This window comes from Bacillus rhizoplanae, assembly GCF_917563915.1.
In the GTDB taxonomy this organism is placed as follows: domain Bacteria; phylum Bacillota; class Bacilli; order Bacillales; family Bacillaceae_G; genus Bacillus_A; species Bacillus_A rhizoplanae.
In genome coordinates, this window is sequence record NZ_CAKJTI010000001.1 from 173,892 (window position 1) to 190,840 (window position 16,949).

General features: G+C 36.4%; 20 protein-coding genes. 14 read left to right on the forward strand and 6 right to left on the reverse strand.

Features of this window, described 5'->3' with window-relative positions; translation table 11 throughout:
• The first annotated feature begins 2 nt into the window (after nucleotides 1-2).
• From pdhB to LRP84_RS01000, 4 genes are all read left to right on the forward strand, one after another.
• The gene (gene pdhB / locus LRP84_RS00985; protein ID WP_230573365.1) at nucleotides 3-980 is read left to right on the forward strand and encodes a pyruvate dehydrogenase complex E1 component subunit beta; all 978 of its coding nucleotides are present in this window, start codon (nucleotides 3-5) and stop codon (nucleotides 978-980) included.
• Between the two features lie 95 nt (nucleotides 981-1,075).
• Nucleotides 1,076-2,365 carry a dihydrolipoamide acetyltransferase family protein gene (locus LRP84_RS00990; protein WP_230573366.1) on the forward strand — a complete coding sequence of 430 codons (1,290 nt, stop codon included), beginning with the start codon at nucleotides 1,076-1,078 and terminating at the stop codon, nucleotides 2,363-2,365.
• Nucleotides 2,366-2,370: 5 nt separating this feature from the next.
• Nucleotides 2,371-3,783, forward strand: a complete 1,413-nt coding sequence (gene lpdA / locus LRP84_RS00995; protein WP_230573367.1) for a dihydrolipoyl dehydrogenase — start codon at nucleotides 2,371-2,373, stop codon at nucleotides 3,781-3,783.
• 580 nt (nucleotides 3,784-4,363) lie between these two features.
• A complete protein-coding gene (locus LRP84_RS01000; RefSeq protein ID WP_098305671.1) occupies nucleotides 4,364-4,600 on the forward strand; it encodes a hypothetical protein in 237 nt (78 codons plus the stop codon).
• Here the strand turns inward: LRP84_RS01000 and LRP84_RS01005 are convergent.
• Entirely contained in the window at nucleotides 4,597-4,989 is a 393-nt protein-coding gene (locus LRP84_RS01005; RefSeq protein ID WP_230573368.1) for a DUF1885 family protein, read from the reverse strand. The genes LRP84_RS01000 and LRP84_RS01005 overlap by 4 nt on opposite strands.
• Nucleotides 4,990-5,125: 136 nt before the next feature.
• Between LRP84_RS01005 and LRP84_RS01010 the strand changes: the two genes are divergently transcribed.
• Nucleotides 5,126-5,422 (forward strand): DUF3055 domain-containing protein, encoded by a 297-nt coding sequence (locus LRP84_RS01010; RefSeq protein ID WP_230573369.1) that lies wholly within the window; start codon nucleotides 5,126-5,128, stop codon nucleotides 5,420-5,422.
• 200 nt (nucleotides 5,423-5,622) lie between these two features.
• Nucleotides 5,623-5,754 carry a GapA-binding peptide SR1P gene (locus LRP84_RS01015; RefSeq protein WP_230573370.1) on the forward strand — a complete coding sequence of 44 codons (132 nt, stop codon included), beginning with the start codon at nucleotides 5,623-5,625 and terminating at the stop codon, nucleotides 5,752-5,754.
• 31 nt (nucleotides 5,755-5,785) lie between these two features.
• Here the strand turns inward: LRP84_RS01015 and LRP84_RS01020 are convergent, their stop codons facing one another.
• Together LRP84_RS01020 and LRP84_RS01025 are read right to left on the reverse strand one after the other, a co-directional pair.
• Nucleotides 5,786-6,616 (reverse strand): protein-glutamine gamma-glutamyltransferase, encoded by an 831-nt coding sequence (locus tag LRP84_RS01020; RefSeq protein WP_230573371.1) that lies wholly within the window; start codon nucleotides 6,614-6,616, stop codon nucleotides 5,786-5,788.
• A 284-nt stretch (nucleotides 6,617-6,900) separates the two neighbouring features.
• Nucleotides 6,901-8,376, reverse strand: coding sequence for an aminotransferase class I/II-fold pyridoxal phosphate-dependent enzyme (locus LRP84_RS01025; RefSeq protein ID WP_437438754.1), 1,476 nt, complete (start codon nucleotides 8,374-8,376; stop codon nucleotides 6,901-6,903).
• Between the two features lie 289 nt (nucleotides 8,377-8,665).
• Here LRP84_RS01025 and LRP84_RS01030 point away from each other — a divergent pair, with 289 nt between their 5' ends.
• Nucleotides 8,666-8,935 (forward strand): UPF0223 family protein, encoded by a 270-nt coding sequence (locus tag LRP84_RS01030; RefSeq protein WP_098305659.1) that lies wholly within the window; start codon nucleotides 8,666-8,668, stop codon nucleotides 8,933-8,935.
• Between the two features lie 82 nt (nucleotides 8,936-9,017).
• Here the strand turns inward: LRP84_RS01030 and LRP84_RS01035 are convergent, their stop codons facing one another.
• Nucleotides 9,018-9,644: a YktB family protein gene (locus LRP84_RS01035; RefSeq protein WP_230573373.1), complete on the reverse strand. Its 627-nt coding sequence runs from the start codon at nucleotides 9,642-9,644 to the stop codon at nucleotides 9,018-9,020.
• A 207-nt stretch (nucleotides 9,645-9,851) separates the two neighbouring features.
• On the opposite strand from LRP84_RS01035, the gene LRP84_RS01040 reads away from it, so the two are divergent.
• Entirely contained in the window at nucleotides 9,852-10,040 is a 189-nt protein-coding gene (locus LRP84_RS01040; protein WP_035429204.1) for a YkzI domain-containing protein, read from the forward strand.
• Between the two features lie 88 nt (nucleotides 10,041-10,128).
• Nucleotides 10,129-10,917, forward strand: coding sequence for an inositol monophosphatase family protein (locus LRP84_RS01045; protein WP_230573374.1), 789 nt, complete (start codon nucleotides 10,129-10,131; stop codon nucleotides 10,915-10,917).
• Between the two features lie 67 nt (nucleotides 10,918-10,984).
• On the opposite strand, the gene LRP84_RS01050 is transcribed toward LRP84_RS01045, so the two are convergent.
• Complete coding sequence (locus LRP84_RS01050) at nucleotides 10,985-11,164, reverse strand: DUF5325 family protein (RefSeq protein WP_230573375.1); 180 nt, start codon at nucleotides 11,162-11,164, stop codon at nucleotides 10,985-10,987.
• A gap of 140 nt (nucleotides 11,165-11,304) precedes the next feature.
• Here LRP84_RS01050 and typA point away from each other — a divergent pair, with 140 nt between their 5' ends.
• From typA to LRP84_RS01065, 3 genes are all read left to right on the forward strand, one after another.
• Complete coding sequence (gene typA, locus LRP84_RS01055; RefSeq protein ID WP_230573376.1) at nucleotides 11,305-13,149, forward strand: translational GTPase TypA; 1,845 nt, start codon at nucleotides 11,305-11,307, stop codon at nucleotides 13,147-13,149.
• Nucleotides 13,150-13,422: 273 nt separating this feature from the next.
• Nucleotides 13,423-13,725 (forward strand): YlaH-like family protein, encoded by a 303-nt coding sequence (locus LRP84_RS01060; protein WP_230573377.1) that lies wholly within the window; start codon nucleotides 13,423-13,425, stop codon nucleotides 13,723-13,725.
• Between the two features lie 14 nt (nucleotides 13,726-13,739).
• Nucleotides 13,740-14,015 (forward strand): hypothetical protein, encoded by a 276-nt coding sequence (locus LRP84_RS01065; RefSeq protein WP_230573378.1) that lies wholly within the window; start codon nucleotides 13,740-13,742, stop codon nucleotides 14,013-14,015.
• 342 nt (nucleotides 14,016-14,357) lie between these two features.
• Here the strand turns inward: LRP84_RS01065 and LRP84_RS01070 are convergent, their stop codons facing one another.
• The gene (locus LRP84_RS01070) at nucleotides 14,358-14,558 is read right to left on the reverse strand and encodes a YlaI family protein (protein ID WP_230573379.1); all 201 of its coding nucleotides are present in this window, start codon (nucleotides 14,556-14,558) and stop codon (nucleotides 14,358-14,360) included.
• Nucleotides 14,559-14,831: 273 nt separating this feature from the next.
• Here LRP84_RS01070 and LRP84_RS01075 point away from each other — a divergent pair, with 273 nt between their 5' ends.
• Entirely contained in the window at nucleotides 14,832-15,287 is a 456-nt protein-coding gene (locus LRP84_RS01075) for a pyridoxamine 5'-phosphate oxidase family protein (RefSeq protein WP_230573380.1), read from the forward strand.
• A 315-nt stretch (nucleotides 15,288-15,602) separates the two neighbouring features.
• Nucleotides 15,603-16,931, forward strand: a complete 1,329-nt coding sequence (locus LRP84_RS01080) for a PhoH family protein (RefSeq protein ID WP_230573381.1) — start codon at nucleotides 15,603-15,605, stop codon at nucleotides 16,929-16,931.
• Nucleotides 16,932-16,949: the final 18 nt, after the last annotated feature.

Here is a 16,949-nt window from a genome sequence, read left to right on the forward strand (position 1 = left end):
CCATGGCTCAAATGACAATGATTCAAGCAATCACTGATGCTTTACGCGTTGAAATGAAAAATGACCCTAACGTACTTGTGTTTGGTGAAGACGTTGGTGTAAACGGCGGTGTATTCCGTGCTACTGAAGGCTTGCAAGCTGAATTCGGTGAAGATCGTGTAATGGATACCCCACTTGCAGAGTCTGGTATCGGCGGACTTGCAGTTGGTTTAGCACTTGAAGGCTTCCGTCCAGTTCCTGAAATTCAATTCTTCGGTTTCGTTTTCGAAGTAATGGATTCTATTTCTGGTCAAATGGCTCGTATGCGTTACCGTTCTGGTGGACGTTGGACTGCTCCAATTACAGTTCGTTCTCCATTCGGTGGCGGTGTTCATACGCCAGAATTACACGCTGATAGCTTAGAGGGATTAGTGGCACAACAACCAGGTTTAAAAGTTGTAATTCCATCTACTCCATACGATGCGAAAGGTCTTTTAATCTCTGCAATTCGTGATAACGATCCAGTTATTTACTTAGAGCACATGAAATTATACCGTTCTTTCCGTCAAGAAGTACCAGAAGGTGAATACACAATTGAACTTGGTAAAGCTGATGTAAAACGTGAAGGTACAGATGTATCTGTTATCACATATGGTGCAATGGTACATGCTGCATTAAAGGCTGCTGAAGAATTAGAAAAAGAAGGTATCTCTTTAGAGGTTGTTGACTTACGTACAGTTCAACCATTAGATATCGAAACAATTATTGCTTCTGTTGAAAAAACAGGTCGCGTTGTTGTAGTTCAAGAAGCTCAAAAACAAGCTGGTATTGCAGCTAACGTTGTAGCGGAAATCAATGACCGTGCAATCTTAAACTTAGAAGCTCCAGTTGTACGTGTTGCAGCTGCTGATACAGTATTCCCATTCTCTCAAGCAGAGAGCGTATGGTTACCAAACCATAAAGATATTGTTGAAGCTGTTAATAAAGTAATGAACTTCTAATTTTAATTTTAATTTTATGTGCAAAAGAAGTCAGCACATGCTGATTTCTTTTGCGATACTTAACAATAATGATATGAATCAGGGGGCTGAATTCCGTGGCATTTGAATTTAAATTACCAGATATTGGTGAAGGTATCCACGAAGGTGAAATCGTAAAATGGTTTATTAAACCAGGCGATGAAGTAAACGAAGATGATGTACTTCTTGAAGTACAAAATGATAAAGCAGTTGTAGAAATTCCTTCTCCAGTTAAAGGTAAAGTACTTGACATTCTTGTAGAAGAAGGTACAGTAGCAGTAGTAGGAGATGTTCTTGTTAAATTTGACGCTCCTGGTTATGAAAACCTTAAGTTTAAAGGTGACGATCATGACGAAGCTCCAAAAGCTGAAGAAGTAAAAGAAGAAGCTCCAGCAGCGGCAGCTACTCCAGCAGCAACTGCAGAGGTAGTTAACGAGCGCGTAATTGCTATGCCATCTGTTCGTAAATATGCACGCGAAAAAGGTGTAGACATTCGTCTAGTAGCTGGTACTGGTAAAAACGGCCGTGTTGCAAAAGCTGACATCGATGCATTTGCAAATGGCGGACAAGTAGTAGCAGCAACTGAAGCTCCAGTAGCGGCAGAAGCTCCAGCAGCAGCTGCGAAAGAAGAAGCTCCAAAAGCACAACCAATTCCAGCTGGTGAATATCCAGAAACTCGTGAGAAAATGAGCGGTATCCGTAAAGCAATTGCAAAAGCAATGGTAAACTCTAAACATACAGCTCCTCACGTAACATTAATGGACGAAGTAGATGTAACAGAGCTTGTTGCTCACCGTAAGAAGTTCAAAGCTGTTGCAGCTGAAAAAGGTATTAAATTAACTTACCTTCCATACGTTGTAAAAGCATTAACATCTGCATTACGTGAATACCCAATGATGAACACTTCTTTAGATGATGCATCTCAAGAAATCGTTCACAAACATTACTTCAACATCGGTATCGCTGCTGATACAGACAAAGGTCTTTTAGTACCAGTTGTAAAAGATACAGATCGTAAATCTATCTTCACTATCTCTAACGAAATCAATGAACTTGCTGGAAAAGCTCGTGACGGTCGTTTAGCTCCAGCAGAAATGAAGGGTGCTTCTTGCACAATTACAAACATTGGTTCTGCAGGTGGACAATGGTTTACTCCAGTTATCAACCACCCAGAAGTAGCAATCCTTGGTATTGGCCGTATTGCTGAGAAACCAGTTGTGAAAAACGGTGAAATCGTTGCAGCTCCAGTATTAGCATTATCTTTAAGCTTTGACCATCGCTTAATCGACGGTGCAACTGCTCAAAAAGCATTAAACCAAATTAAACGTTTATTAAACGACCCACAATTATTAGTAATGGAGGCGTAATAACAATGGTAGTAGGAGATTTCCCAATTGAATTAGATACAGTCGTTGTTGGTGCAGGTCCTGGTGGATATGTTGCAGCAATTCGTGCAGCACAATTAGGACAAAAAGTAGCTATTATTGAAAAAGCTAACCTTGGTGGTGTATGCTTAAACGTTGGATGTATTCCTTCTAAAGCGTTAATCAATGCAGGACATCGTTATGAGAATGCAAAACATTCTGATGACATGGGTATTATTGCAGAAAACGTAACAGTTGACTTCACAAAAGTTCAAGAATGGAAAAACGGCGTAGTTAAGAAATTAACTGGCGGTGTTGAAGGCCTTCTAAAAGGTAACAAAGTTGAAATCATTCGCGGTGAAGCTTACTTCGTAGATGCAAACACATTACGTGTAATGACTGAAGAAGCAGCTCAAACGTATACGTTTAAAAATGCTGTTCTTGCAACAGGTTCTACGCCAATTGAAATTCCTGGATTCAAATATTCTAAACGTGTTCTTAACTCAACTGGTGCTTTAAGCTTACCTGAGGTTCCTAAAAAACTTGTTGTAATCGGCGGCGGTTATATCGGTATGGAATTAGGTACTGCATATGCAAACTTTGGTACAGAAGTTACTGTATTAGAAGCTGGCGACGAAATTTTAGCTGGTTTCGAAAAAGCAATGAGCACAGTTGTAAAACGTGCGCTTCAGAAAAAAGGCAACGTAACAATCCATACAAAAGCTATGGCTAAAGGCGTTGAAGAAACTGAAAATGGCGTAACAGTTAGCTTCGAAGTAAAAGGCGAAGTACAAACTGTTGAAGCTGATTATGTATTAGTAACTGTAGGTCGTCGTCCAAATACTCAAGAAATCGGTCTTGAGCAAGTTGGAGTTAAAATGACTGATCGCGGTCTAATTGAAATCGATGAGCAATGCCGTACAAACGTACCAAATATCTATGCAATTGGTGATATCGTTCCTGGACCACCATTAGCTCACAAAGCTTCTTACGAAGGTAAAGTAGCTGTTGAAGCAATTAGCGGCCATGCAGCAGCAATTGATTACATCGGAATTCCAGCAGTATGCTTCACTGATCCAGAATTAGCATCTGTTGGTTATACGAAAAAGCAAGCAGAAGAAGCTGGAATGACAGTAGCAGTGTCTAAATTCCCATTCGCTGCTAACGGTCGTGCATTATCTTTAAACAGCACAGACGGTTTCGTACAGCTTGTAACTCGTAAAGAAGATGGTCTTCTTGTAGGTGCACAAGTTGCAGGTGCAGGCGCTTCTGATATTATCTCTGAGATTGGTTTAGCTATCGAAGCTGGAATGACAGCTGAAGATATCGCTCAAACAATCCACGCTCACCCAACATTAGGTGAAATCACAATGGAAGCAGCTGAAGTTGCTCTTGGAATGCCAATTCACATTGTAAAATAATATAAGATAAATAAAACAACCGCCTCCTAGATACTAGGAGGCGGTTGTTTCATTTAGAAAAAATGAACCTAAATCTAATTTCAGATTTAGGCACTAACACTCTTTTTAATTTCCCTTTTAGTTTTTCAAAAGGGCTTTAATAAGTACTTTGTAATTGTATCATGCCTCTTTTTTACTCAATAAATTGGATAAGAATGTAGAATTAAAGAAATTTCATTATAAAAATAAGAGGTGACTTAGAGTCCCTCTTATTTCTTATGTGTTTTATCCCGCATTAACGGGCAGTAAGACCCACCTCAAGATCCAGAGAGAAGTGAGGAAGATAGGTGGGAGAAACTGCCCGTAAAAGCCCGATTGCTTCAACTAACCATGAGCAGAAAACGTACTGATGGAAGTTTTGTTTTATTTCAGTTCTGTATATACTGTTAGTTACATATGATAGTTAGTTTAAAAAAAGTAAACACACCTTACTTATCCTCGTTTTTAGGATAGTTAAAGTGTGTTTCTTTAGATTATGTAATGATTTCTTATGACGCCCATATATTGTAATAAAATAGGACGTGCGAAAGGAGGCAATGCCATGAGAATAACATTGGTTTCATTCCTCCATTTCATCATATGGAGCGGATTTTCAATTGTGTTATTATTATCAGACCGTGATAAGCTGCATTACAAAGTGTTGCTCTTTTTTGTATTTTTTTATTTAGCTTATATTATTGCTAATATTATGTTGCACTCCAGAAAAGAGGCGTTTTTTTTCACTGTTGTAAATAGCGTGCTCTTTTTTATGAGTAAGCTATTATTTTTTACTGGTTAACGTTTATAAAAGTACATTGTTCTTCCATTAAAAAGCTGTAATTCCCCTTCTAATTTTTTTGCTAAAAATCTACAAAATTCATTAGCTTTTCCTTTATCCCCAAATGTTGCAGAAGGCGGTAATGTAATTTGCACAAAAGATTGTTCGTTTTCTATACCTATTCCTACATAAATGGAATGATAGCGTTCATGATTAGATTTTAGATAGAGAGTTGTGTCAGATGTATCAACCATTTCGTATGGAAAGGCAGTACTTGAGTATGTAAAGCCGATTTGTTGGCCTGTTTGAGCTGTAATCGTTTTATAATAATGAAAGAGTTGTTTTACATCGTCTAATGAGATAGATTGCTGCTTTGACTTTGGGACAAGTTTAATGAATGCATCCTGCATAATAAGCCTCCTAATGACATAATATATCACTATTTTAACATTGTTATAAATTTTTTGACAATTGAAAAGGGATATAGCCTTTTTTGTTTAATATATACAATATGGAAAAACCAAGAAGAAAGGAGAGCAAGAGACGATGTTTGAAAAATTATATGATGAACATGAAAAAACAAAAGTCCGCTTTCTTGGTTTCATGACAAATGAGACTCGGTATGATTTTGGTGTAGTGTATACGACTATGTTTTTTGGTAAACCGCTTGTCATTTGCATGCAGACTGGTCGAGCAACTCTCCTTGGACAGGATGATATTGAGGATGTGCAACATTTACAAGCTGTCTTTAAATTAAAAACGAGTGAAGAAGCAACAGATCTTGCGCAGTTTTTTAAGTTTCTGCTACCGCCTACATCCGTGCATGCTGAATATGAGGAATAATTGTTCGAAAGCAGTCGTAATTATAAATTATACGGCTGCTTTTTACTTGTAAATGTTTCATACTAATAAAAAATAAAAAATAATTAATATGTCATAATTAAAAACTATTGACGAAAAAAGTATAACATATTAAAATAAAGACAGAAAGTTAAGCGGTTACAAAAGGTTTTGGGGATTACAATAATAGGGGGAATTTAAAAATGGGAACTATCGTATGTCAAATTTGTGAGAGCACAATTGCACATTTTGAGGATGAAAAAGTAACGGTATTATACGGAAAATGCAGCTCTAAATGTGATTGTGAGCATAAAGAGCATACTAAAGCCCAATAAATAAGAAAGCGCCTGCATATGCAGGCGCTTTTTAGTGAATTGAAGTTGTATGACCAATTGTTGCAATAATGGCATCATCTCGAATTGGAATGAGATCAAGTTGTGTTTGTATTTTCTTCGCAGAAGCAAATTGACTCATCATACGGCTATCTATACGTGTTAGAAAGTCTGTTAAGTATGCTGATAAAAAAGCGAAAGGAATACGTCGTTGATTAAGCAAATCAATAATTTGATTTTCTGTTTTTACACCGACTCCATGCCCATAATAAAAGAAATTTCCTAAGTAAATTGCATTTTCTCCTTGCCATTCAATTGTTGCTGGGTTTACTTGTGGGTTTTTAAAATAAACAAGGTCACCAGGAACGATTTCTCCTCCGGTTTTTGTGATTAGTTTCAAATCCTTATCATAGTCCCACGTATATAAAAGTAAGTTTGCAAATAAGCGATTAAATGTTTCTTCATCGTATAGTGCTAATAGTGACTTATAGAAGATAATAATCATCGCAGTTGCACATTCTGTTCCGTATTTTTTACCATTTACAAAAATATCACGAATTGCGAAAGAGGGTAACACATTAGGGCGAAGTTGAAATCCTCCTAAATGAGTGCGTTCCCAAAATTCAGGATTACAGTAAGATTGCCTAAATGTACGGAATTGGAGTCCACTTTGAAATAACTCTAGAGCAGAAGTGATGATGTAAACACGAATGTTTATATCAAAATTTAACTCGTCTAATGTTTGAAAGTTATATACTTCTTGATTTCCTGTCATTATCTCTAAAATTTTTTGTTTTTCCGAAAAGAATGGCTCGGTTTCATTTTTTATATATGGATGTACAATGGAACGCCCAATTACAATCATAAGATCCCACCTATACGTTTACATTCTTTTTCTTTTGTATTCACATACAGTAAGACTCCCGCCTCAAAATATTAATGCGATAAAGAGGTTAGGTGGGAGAGACATTGCCTGTACGAGTCCCATTGGTAGGGCTAACCATCAGTAAAAAGTAAACTGATGGAAGCTTCACCTTATATCGTATGAATAGGCGGATAAAGGGTGCATAAGAAAAATACTGTAGAAATAAAGAGGCATATGATTGGAAAGAAAAAATCCCACTTCAAAGATATGAAGTGGGAAGAGCGTTATTCGCTAATTGGTTTATATTCTTTAATGACACGTAATGTTTGTAATGTCATATCTTCAGGTCCTTGCACTGGTAATCCTGCCGCTAAATTTTTTTGAATATAGTTTAAGTTTTCTTGTGTAATAATTTCACCAGGTGTAAAAATTGGAATGCCTGGTGGATAGACCATAACGAAATCTGCTATAATGCGGCCGGCCGCTTCTGCAAAAGGAACAACTTCTGTTTCAGAATAAAAGGCATCACGCGGAGATAGCGCAAGTACAGGAATTGCTGGAATTTCGACTTGTACTTGTACGCCTTTTTCTGCCATATGTTTAAATGTAGTTGACAAATCGTGTAGAGCGTGTGCCAATAGATTTGTTTCTTCTTCTGTATCTCCAAGTGTAACAAGGCACAAGATATTATATAAATCAGAAAGCTCTACCTCTATATTATACTGCTCTCTTAACCATAGCTCGGCATCGTGTCCTGTAATTCCTAATTCTTTTACAGAAATGATGAGTTTTGTTGGATCATAATTAAAGGTTGCATCTGTTCCTAGTAATTCTTTACCAGGGCAATATAGATGTTCAATATCATTTACTTGTTTTCGAACTTTTTCTGCTAATTGAATTGTTTTCGTAATAATCTCTCGTCCTTCTGTTGCAAGACGCTTTCTTGCGACATCCAGCGAAGCTAGTAAAATGTAAGACGTTGAAGTTGTTGTAAGCATACTAATAATAGATTGAACATGCTTCACATTTACAAGCCCCTCTTTTACATTCAAAATGGAGCTTTGTGTTAATGAGCCGCCTAATTTATGAACACTTGTTGCTGCCATATCGGCACCAGCTTGCATTGCTGACATCGGTAGTTCATCATGAAAATGAATATGAACACCATGAGCTTCGTCCACTAAAACTGGTATATTATAGGAATGAACTAAGTCGACAATTTGTTGCAGGTCTGCTGCAAAACCAAAATATGTTGGATTAATGACAAGTAATCCTTTTGCATCGGGATGTTCTTCAAGTGCTTTTTTTACAGAAGGAATTGTAATTCCATGTGAAATTCCTAATGTTGGATCAATTTCTGGATGAATAAAAATCGGCTTTGCACCTGAAAAAATAATCGCTGACATAACAGATTTATGAACGTTACGTGGTACAAGAATTTTATCCCCAGGACCACAAACACTCATCACCATTGTCATAATTGCTCCACTTGTTCCTTGTACAGAAAAAAATGTATGATCAGCGCCGAATGCTTTTGCTGCTAAATCTTGCGCTTGTTTAATCATACCTTTTGGGTGATGTAAATCATCGAGCGGTGCAATATTAATTAAATCAATTGATAATGCATTATGCCCAATAAATTCGCGGAATTCAGGATCCATTCCTTGACCTTTTTTATGGCCTGGGATATGGAATTGGATTGGATTGCGCTTGCTGTGCTCTATTAAAGCAGTAAACAATGGTGTTTCGTATTGGGACAACTTATACACCCCTTCTTCATTATTATTAATATTTATTAGTTTTGTTTTATGTTTATCCTGTTTCACTAAACAATAGTAGAGAGAAGGTCTACGCTACTAATTGAATGATCACTTTATGTTCTACAAAACAAAAGCATTATATCACCTATATTGGAAGATGTATAGAAAAATAATAATGGTAATTATCATTTTTTTTACGCAGGAAGGTCAATGCGTAAAAAATAAGAAATAGTGTATAATGCAAAGAGTGGGGCAAGTAAGAACGAAATGGAATAAATGAGGTGTTATCATGGAATATCAATATCCAATTGACTATGATTGGTCAACGGAAGAAATGGTTGCAGTAATTAAATTTTATGAAGCAATTGAGCAAGCTTATGAGAAAGGGTTGAAGAGAGAAAATCTTATGAGTTTGTATCGCCATTTTAAAGAGATTGTACCAGGGAAAGCAGAAGAAAAGAAAATCGACAAAGAATTTCAAGAAGTGAGTGGTTATTCCATTTATCGAACAATTCAAAAGGCGAAAAATTTAGAAGAAGAAGATATCGTTAAAATGTAAAAAAATTTTGAAAAATAGAACATGAAGTGTTATAATGGGATAACAACAAAAAACGGACAATACATGTATTGTCCGTTTTGCTTTATCGATTACAAATTTTATATAAAGGAAGGAGTGAGTATAACGTCGCTTCGACTTTTTTGATAAATTGTTCATCAGTAAGATTTGTAAACTCTTCTGGGGACATATGAACTCCTACTAATAACTCTGCTTTTTTTACGGTAGATAACCGCTCGATCATTTTCTGTAACTCTTCTAATTGAAGGGTATCATGTGATTTTACCTCAGGCTTAGTATGGTCAATGGACCAAACGAAATCATTTGGTATATTTGCTTTTAAATCATTTAAATGTTTTAAAAAGGCATGAGCCGTTTCCATTTTTTGTGGGCACTCATAAATTAAACCAAAGTATATAAAAGCATGTGTACCCCATAATCCAATTTGAAAATGTGGCAACATTTTATATCCGCGTTTATTTGTTGAAAATGCAACCCAAGTATCGTTTGGTGGATTGACTTTACGACGTGCGTGTTTTGCTACATGATAGAAAAAGGATTCACCAGTTTCTTTCGTTAAGAAATGAGCAAATTGTTCGCCGAGAGCTTCTAACTTCGGATGAATATTCATTTTAATTGCAGTCATTCTTTCTTCCAGGCCATCCACAGAGAATACTGTAAAATCTTTTTCTTTGAAAGTTTTTGATGTCATGGTTGTTCCTCCAACTCCTAGTTTGTTTCTATTCTAGCATAGCTTGTACAATTCATAAAAAAGATGCTTATAAAAAAATTTCAGATAAAAATACAAATTAGTTGCATAGATGATTTATCCCACATAATATAGTATAAAACAAAAAATCAGAAAATTAAGTAAATTTCAGGTTGAGGGCAAACGAATATTGGGAGGGGGCAAACGAATATGAGACAGGTAATTAATGCGTTAAAAAGAACAGATGCGGAGAAGAGAATTCCGGTGTTACGTTTAGAGTTAGATTATGAATTAGCAACTTTATATGATGCGATGATGGAAAATGATGATATGAAAAAAGAAGAGTGTATGAAAAAATTAGAAGTGTTAAGACTTGAAATGATTCGGTTAGAGGCGTAATAATAGTGTATGTATAAAAATTTAGTTGGTGCGAACCTTATAAAGGGTTCGTTTTTTCTGTGAACTGTACAGATCGGAGTGTTTAAATATGCAAGAGGTATGGAAAGAAATTGATGCGTATGCAAAACAATGGATAAAAGAAGCTGGACAGCACCTGGTTTCATCGTTGAAGCAATCTCTTATTATCGAAACGAAGTCAAATGCCTCGGATTTAGTAACGAATATGGATCGGGAAATTGAACAGTTTTTTATTGGGAAAATTAAAGATACCTTTCCGGAACATTATATTCTTGGAGAAGAAGGATATGGAGATGAGTTAGCTTCATCAGATGGGATTGTGTGGTTAATTGATCCGATTGATGGTACGATGAATTTTGTTCATCAAAAGCGAAATTTTGCAATTTCAATCGGCATCTATGAGAACGGTATCGGAAAAATTGGTCTCGTATATGATCCAGTTCATGATGAGTTATATCATGCGCAAAAGGGTGCAGGAGCATTTTGTAATGATATAGAAATTCCGTTGTTACAGCCGAATCAAGTGTCCTTAGGAGTTATTGCTGTAAATGCAACGTGGCTTACTGATAATCCTCGTCTTGATATGAGAAAGATGGCACAGCTTGTAAAAAAGGCAAGAGGAACACGTTCGTATGGTTGTGCAGCACTTGAAATGGTATATGTAGCGACAGGACGATTGGATGCATATGTGACGCCGCGTTTGTCTCCGTGGGATTTTGGCGGAGGAATGATTATTGTAGAAGAAGTTGGAGGCAAAGTAACAACCTTTACTGGAGAGTCGCTTCGAATTATTGAGAAGAGTAGCGTTTTGGTTGCAAGGCCGGGTGTGTACGAAGAGATATTACAATATGTACAATAAGAGTATAAAATCTATAGAAAAAACAAAAAAGTAAGAGGCATAGAAAATCGCTTCTTACTTTTTGCTGTTATTGTAGTTTACGCATTTTTCTTTTTGTCATAAATCCGTATCCGATTGTAAAGATTGTACCGAGAATACAAATCATCACACCGATTGGACTTTTCTCAGCAATCATAATCCCGATACCAATCATAAAAATAACGCCAATGATAGCTGTTAATAAAAAGCGATATTGAATCTGTTCCATATATTTCACCCTCCAGTTTCATTGTACTTTCACAAAAGTGAGAATACAACTATATTTTCATTCTTGATCTTATTTTGATTGCCATTGTATCCCTTCGCTCTTATAATAGAGAAGGATTAAAAAGACACTAGGAGTTGGACATGTTGAAAAAACGAGAAGATTTACGAAATATAGCAATTATCGCCCACGTTGACCATGGTAAAACAACACTTGTTGACCAATTATTACGTCAAGCGGGGACGTTCCGTGCAAATGAGCACGTAGAAGAACGTGCAATGGATTCAAATGATTTAGAAAGAGAACGCGGTATTACAATTTTAGCGAAAAATACAGCGATTCATTATGAAGATAAAAGAATTAACATTTTAGATACACCAGGACACGCTGACTTCGGTGGTGAAGTAGAGCGTATCATGAAAATGGTTGACGGTGTTTTACTTGTTGTTGATGCATATGAAGGCTGTATGCCACAAACACGATTCGTTTTAAAGAAAGCGTTAGAGCAAAACTTAACTCCAATCGTAGTTGTAAACAAAATTGACCGTGACTTTGCTCGCCCAGATGAAGTAGTTGACGAAGTAATCGACTTATTCATTGAACTTGGTGCAAGCGAAGATCAATTAGAGTTCCCTGTTGTATTTGCATCAGCAATGAACGGAACTGCAAGCTTGGACTCAAACCCAGCAAACCAAGAAGAAAATATGAAATCATTATTCGATACAATCGTTGACCATATTCCAGCGCCAATTGATAATAGCGAAGAGCCACTTCAATTCCAAGTAGCGCTTCTTGACTATAATGATTATGTTGGTCGTATTGGAGTTGGACGTGTATTCCGCGGTACAATGAAAGTAGGACAACAAGTTGCTTTAATGAAAGTGGACGGTAGTGTAAAACAATTCCGTGTAACAAAATTATTTGGGTATATGGGATTAAAACGTCAAGAAATCGAAGAAGCAAAAGCTGGAGACTTAATTGCAGTTTCTGGTATGGAAGACATTAACGTTGGTGAAACTGTATGTCCAGTTGAACATCAAGATGCACTTCCATTATTACGTATCGATGAGCCAACACTACAAATGACATTCCTAGTAAATAACAGCCCATTTGCAGGTCGTGAAGGAAAATATATTACATCTCGTAAAATTGAAGAACGTCTTCGTTCCCAGTTACAAACAGATGTTAGTTTACGTGTAGATAATACAGAATCTCCTGATGCTTGGATTGTATCTGGACGTGGAGAATTACATTTATCTATCTTAATCGAGAATATGCGTCGTGAAGGATATGAATTACAAGTATCTAAACCAGAAGTAATTATTAAAGATATCGACGGCGTAAGATGTGAGCCGGTAGAACGTGTACAAATTGACGTGCCGGAAGAGTATACAGGTTCTATTATGGAATCAATGGGCGCACGTAAAGGTGAGATGCTTGATATGGTGAATAACGGAAACGGTCAAGTCCGTCTTACGTTTATGGTTCCAGCACGTGGCTTAATCGGTTATACAACAGAATTCTTAACATTAACACGTGGATATGGTATCTTAAACCATACATTTGATAGCTATCAACCAGCACACGCTGGCCAAGTTGGCGGACGTCGTCAAGGTGTTCTTGTATCATTAGAAACAGGAAAAGCAACACAATACGGTATTAGTCAAGTAGAAGACCGTGGTGTTATTTTCGTAGAACCAGGTACAGAAGTGTATGCAGGTATGATTGTTGGAGAACATACACGTGAGAACGATTTAACAGTTAACGTTGTAAGAATGAAACAACAAACGAACATTCGTTCTGCGACAAAAGATCAAACGGCAACAATGAAAAAACCACGTCTTATGACATTAGAAGAATCACTTGAGTACTTAAACGAAGATGAATTCTGTGAGGTAACACCAGAATCAATCCGTCTTCGCAAAAAGATTCTTGATAAGAGTGAGCGCGAAAGATCTGCTAAGAAAAAGAAATCTGTAGAAGCGTAAAAAATGTAAGCTGCCTTTTTATAAAAAGGCAGCTTTTTTTTTGAAGTTATATTTTTCGAAAATTTAATCTTTTATCTAGACAGCACTTTTTTTGCAAGGTACTCTTATAGTAGGCGACATATTAAGTGAAACTCCCATAAGTAGGCATTGATGGTGAGTGGAATGAATTGGGCTCTTATGAGCAATTATCTTCCATCTATCTTCTTTGATTCTTTTGTGTGTTGAGATGGAGGACGTATTGTCCGTTCGCGCTAGATAAAGGGGGGAAGTGTAGTGGTAGAGAGAATGTCATTTTTTGCAAAGTTATGCAATGTTGATGGGAATCCTGAAATAGGTATGTGGCTTCTTTACGGTACAATGATCATATTAAGTGCTATCGTGTATAATTTAGGGTTTGCTAGAAAGCTACCCATATTAAAAAATGTCATAATTTATACAGTATTAGCAGCTGGTTGCACTGTTTTAACTTTTTTTGCAGTTTTTTTACCAGTAGGAGAAGGACTTGTTGTTGCAGCTATTGTGCTCGGTATTTATAAATTACGTTTACGTCAAGCAAAGCAACAAAAAGTAAGCTAAAGGGGGAGTATTTGATGCGATCTGTACAAGATGCATTATATAATTGGCTAACGATTAAAACTGTTGCGGAAGCTCGTCCACATGATGAAGCTGCACAAGAAACATATTTGCTGTTTCGGAACATGTTACATGAAGATCATTATGTAAAAGATGTGGCAGTGGAAAAGAAAGAGGATATGTATTTTGTTACATACGAACAAGAAGGTGAAAAGAAATCTACAAGATTTCCACTGGAACTAATTGATTGTTTTTTAGATCAAATGAACCGTGAGCCAGAAAAATACAAATAAGCTCTTATCGTATTTGATAAGGGCTTATTTGTATGGTACACGTAGTATTGCATCATATAGTAGATGGACGTCGGTCTACTATAGAGTGATGTTTGTTTTATCTAGCTATTTCCGGACAGCAAGGGCCTGATTGGTGATGGAAGTTTCACTTTATTGCTACCATTGTTCAAGAGGAACAGAGAAAGATGGTAAGGGGAAAATCTATTTTGGAAAACGAATGGCCCTAACGATAGGAATAAAGTCTACAATAAATACCGGTATTACATTATGTGCACAATTGTTTTTAACAAAATTTCCATGGTTATTCCGCTTGTAAATTCAGCATATACTCCTTGTAATAGATTACCATTCATCTTCTACTGTTTTATCACGATACAATCTAAAATGTCCTGTTTCTTTTCGTTCTAAAGTACGTTCTGTAATTCGATCTGTACATTGTTTGCACATATATGTATGAATAGGACGGTTACGAAGCCGTTTCGCCACTGGATTTTCGTCATTTAAATCTTCTTTTTTATCACAAAGAATACATTTGACTCTCATTTCTTCACCTCAGCACAAGTTCTATCATACTTTAGTATATCATGGGTGCTAGATATTTTTGAACTATAGAAGAAAAAATAAATATTTTCTCAATTCGAAAAATAAGTTATTATATAAAGTGAAACAACTATCAGCGAGGAGCTTGAATTTTTGTTGATGGCTAGTTGAACCATACGGGCAGAGTCCTACCTTATTGGTTTCTTGCATTCTTTAAGTGAGAGTCTTATTGCCTGTTAGAGCGGAATCAGTATGGATGATTATGGAGGTGGAAACATGGCAAACATAGTAGAACCAACATTAACAGCTATCTTAGTGCAAGCGTTGCGTGAAGAACGTATTGTCACAATTGCAACGACTGATTTTGAAAAAGGTGTTCCAAATGTAAATGCAATTTCATGGGTATATGCAATGGATGAAAAATCTATCCGTTTTGCAGTGGACCAACGCTCGCGTATTGTAGAGAATTTACGCCATCGTGCAGGACTTGTTCTTACTGTTATGGCGAATGAATCTGTATATTCTATTAGTGGTGAAGCGATTATAAAATCAGAGCGGATGGAAGGTGTTCCGCTTAAATTAACTTTAATTGAAGTTTCTGTGCAAGAGGTGCGTGATGTAATGTTTTACGGTGCTAAGCTTGCTATTGAACCAAAATATGAAAAAACATACGATCTTCGTGCTGCGGCAAAGTTAGATAACCAAGTTTTATCGGCGATGAAGAATGTGTGAAAAAAGGGTGGGCAGCAAAGAAAGTTGTTCATCCTTTTTCTGTATCCCGTTATTTGCGGGTGATAACCCTCTTGCTTTAAGATTCTGAGAAAACCAAGAAGGTAGGTGAGGTAACTGCTGGCATACATCCGATTTGCTCAACTAACTATAAGTGGAGGATGAAAAAAATCAGCTTATGGAAGTTTCACTTTATATTTCAAGTGATTTCTATTCTATCTCGTTTGTACCGTACATATAATTATAACAATGGTTCGTCCATAATATGGATGAAACCCTTGTTCTACAAATTTCATGGTGGAGTCAGGGGGTAACAGGTTGAATAAAATTTATGTGCTAGATACGAATGTGCTTTTGCAGGATCCGTTATCTATTTTTTCTTTTGAAAATAATGATGTAGTTATTCCAGCTGTTGTGCTAGAAGAAGTAGATTCAAAGAAACGTTATATGGATGAAGTTGGAAGGAATGCACGCTACGTATCAAAACTAATAGATAAATTTCGCGAACTTGGAAAACTGCATGAAAGTATTCCTCTCGAGAATGGAGGGACGTTTCGGATTGAGCTAAATCATCGTTCATTTGTTCAATTACAAGATATTTTCGTAGAAAAAACAAATGATAATCGTATTTTAGCTGTTGCCAAAAATTTATCAGTAGAAGAGCAAGAAAAAGAAGATGGAAAATCTGTCATCCTTGTAAGTAAAGATGTACTTGTAAGAGTAAAAGCTGATGCTCTAGGTTTACAAGCTGAAGATTATTTGAGTGATCGTGTTACGGAAGTAGAAAACATATATACGGGCTTTTTAGAGTATTACATACAAAAAGAGATTTTAAATCGTTTTTATGAAAAAGGAGAGCTGTCTCTTTCTGAAATTGCAAATCATCCGTTTTATCCAAATCAATTTATTGTGATGAAGGATGCTTTAGGGGGGTCGAGCTCAGCTCTCGGTATTGTTGATCATTCAGGAAAAAAAATAAAAAAGCTTATTTTTCCGAATGAGCAAATTTGGGGGATTCGACCTCGAAATGTACAGCAAATTATGGGGATGGAATTATTACTACGTGAAGATATTCCCCTTGTTACATTAACTGGAAAAGCAGGAACTGGGAAGACATTATTAGCATTAGCTGCAGGGCTTATGCAAACAGAAGATTTGGGAATGTATAAAAAGCTACTTGTAGCAAGACCGATTGTTCCAGTTGGAAAAGATATTGGGTATTTACCAGGAGAGAAAGCAGAGAAGTTAAGGCCTTGGATGCAACCTATTCATGATAATTTAGAATATTTATTCAATACAAAAAAACCTGGAGAATTAGATGCAATTTTAGCGGGAATGGGTTCTATTGAAGTGGAGGCTTTAACGTATATTCGTGGACGGAGTATCCCAGAGCAGTTTATTATTATAGATGAAGCGCAAAATTTAACAAAACATGAAGTGAAGACAATTTTAACGCGTGTTGGAGAGAGAAGTAAAATTGTTTTAATGGGAGATCCGCAACAAATTGACCATCCATATTTAGATGAATATAATAATGGCTTAACATATGTTGTAGAAAAGTTTAAAGAACAAAAAATTAGTGGGCATGTGAAATTTGTGAAAGGTGAGCGCTCTAATTTAGCGCAACTAGCAGCGGATTTATTGTAGGAGAGAGTGGTGAAAAGC

Excerpts from the sequence above, each read along its gene's own strand:
- LRP84_RS01070 (WP_230573379.1), bottom strand. The coding sequence starts at position 14,558 with ATGAGAGTCAAATGTATTCTTTGTGATAAAAAAGAAGATTTAAATGAC.
- LRP84_RS01015 (WP_230573370.1), top strand. The coding sequence starts at position 5,623 with ATGGGAACTATCGTATGTCAAATTTGTGAGAGCACAATTGCACATTTT.
- LRP84_RS01065 (WP_230573378.1), top strand. The coding sequence starts at position 13,740 with ATGCGATCTGTACAAGATGCATTATATAATTGGCTAACGATTAAAACT.
- LRP84_RS01075 (WP_230573380.1), top strand. The coding sequence starts at position 14,832 with ATGGCAAACATAGTAGAACCAACATTAACAGCTATCTTAGTGCAAGCG.
- typA (WP_230573376.1), top strand. The coding sequence starts at position 11,305 with ATGTTGAAAAAACGAGAAGATTTACGAAATATAGCAATTATCGCCCAC.
- LRP84_RS01035 (WP_230573373.1), bottom strand. The coding sequence starts at position 9,644 with ATGACATCAAAAACTTTCAAAGAAAAAGATTTTACAGTATTCTCTGTG.
- pdhB (WP_230573365.1), top strand. The coding sequence starts at position 3 with ATGGCTCAAATGACAATGATTCAAGCAATCACTGATGCTTTACGCGTT.
- LRP84_RS01045 (WP_230573374.1), top strand. The coding sequence starts at position 10,129 with ATGCAAGAGGTATGGAAAGAAATTGATGCGTATGCAAAACAATGGATA.
- LRP84_RS01020 (WP_230573371.1), bottom strand. The coding sequence starts at position 6,616 with ATGATTGTAATTGGGCGTTCCATTGTACATCCATATATAAAAAATGAA.
- LRP84_RS01000 (WP_098305671.1), top strand. The coding sequence starts at position 4,364 with ATGAGAATAACATTGGTTTCATTCCTCCATTTCATCATATGGAGCGGA.
- LRP84_RS01030 (WP_098305659.1), top strand. The coding sequence starts at position 8,666 with ATGGAATATCAATATCCAATTGACTATGATTGGTCAACGGAAGAAATG.
- LRP84_RS01010 (WP_230573369.1), top strand. The coding sequence starts at position 5,126 with ATGTTTGAAAAATTATATGATGAACATGAAAAAACAAAAGTCCGCTTT.
- LRP84_RS01040 (WP_035429204.1), top strand. The coding sequence starts at position 9,852 with ATGAGACAGGTAATTAATGCGTTAAAAAGAACAGATGCGGAGAAGAGA.
- lpdA (WP_230573367.1), top strand. The coding sequence starts at position 2,371 with ATGGTAGTAGGAGATTTCCCAATTGAATTAGATACAGTCGTTGTTGGT.
- LRP84_RS01005 (WP_230573368.1), bottom strand. The coding sequence starts at position 4,989 with ATGCAGGATGCATTCATTAAACTTGTCCCAAAGTCAAAGCAGCAATCT.
- LRP84_RS01050 (WP_230573375.1), bottom strand. The coding sequence starts at position 11,164 with ATGGAACAGATTCAATATCGCTTTTTATTAACAGCTATCATTGGCGTT.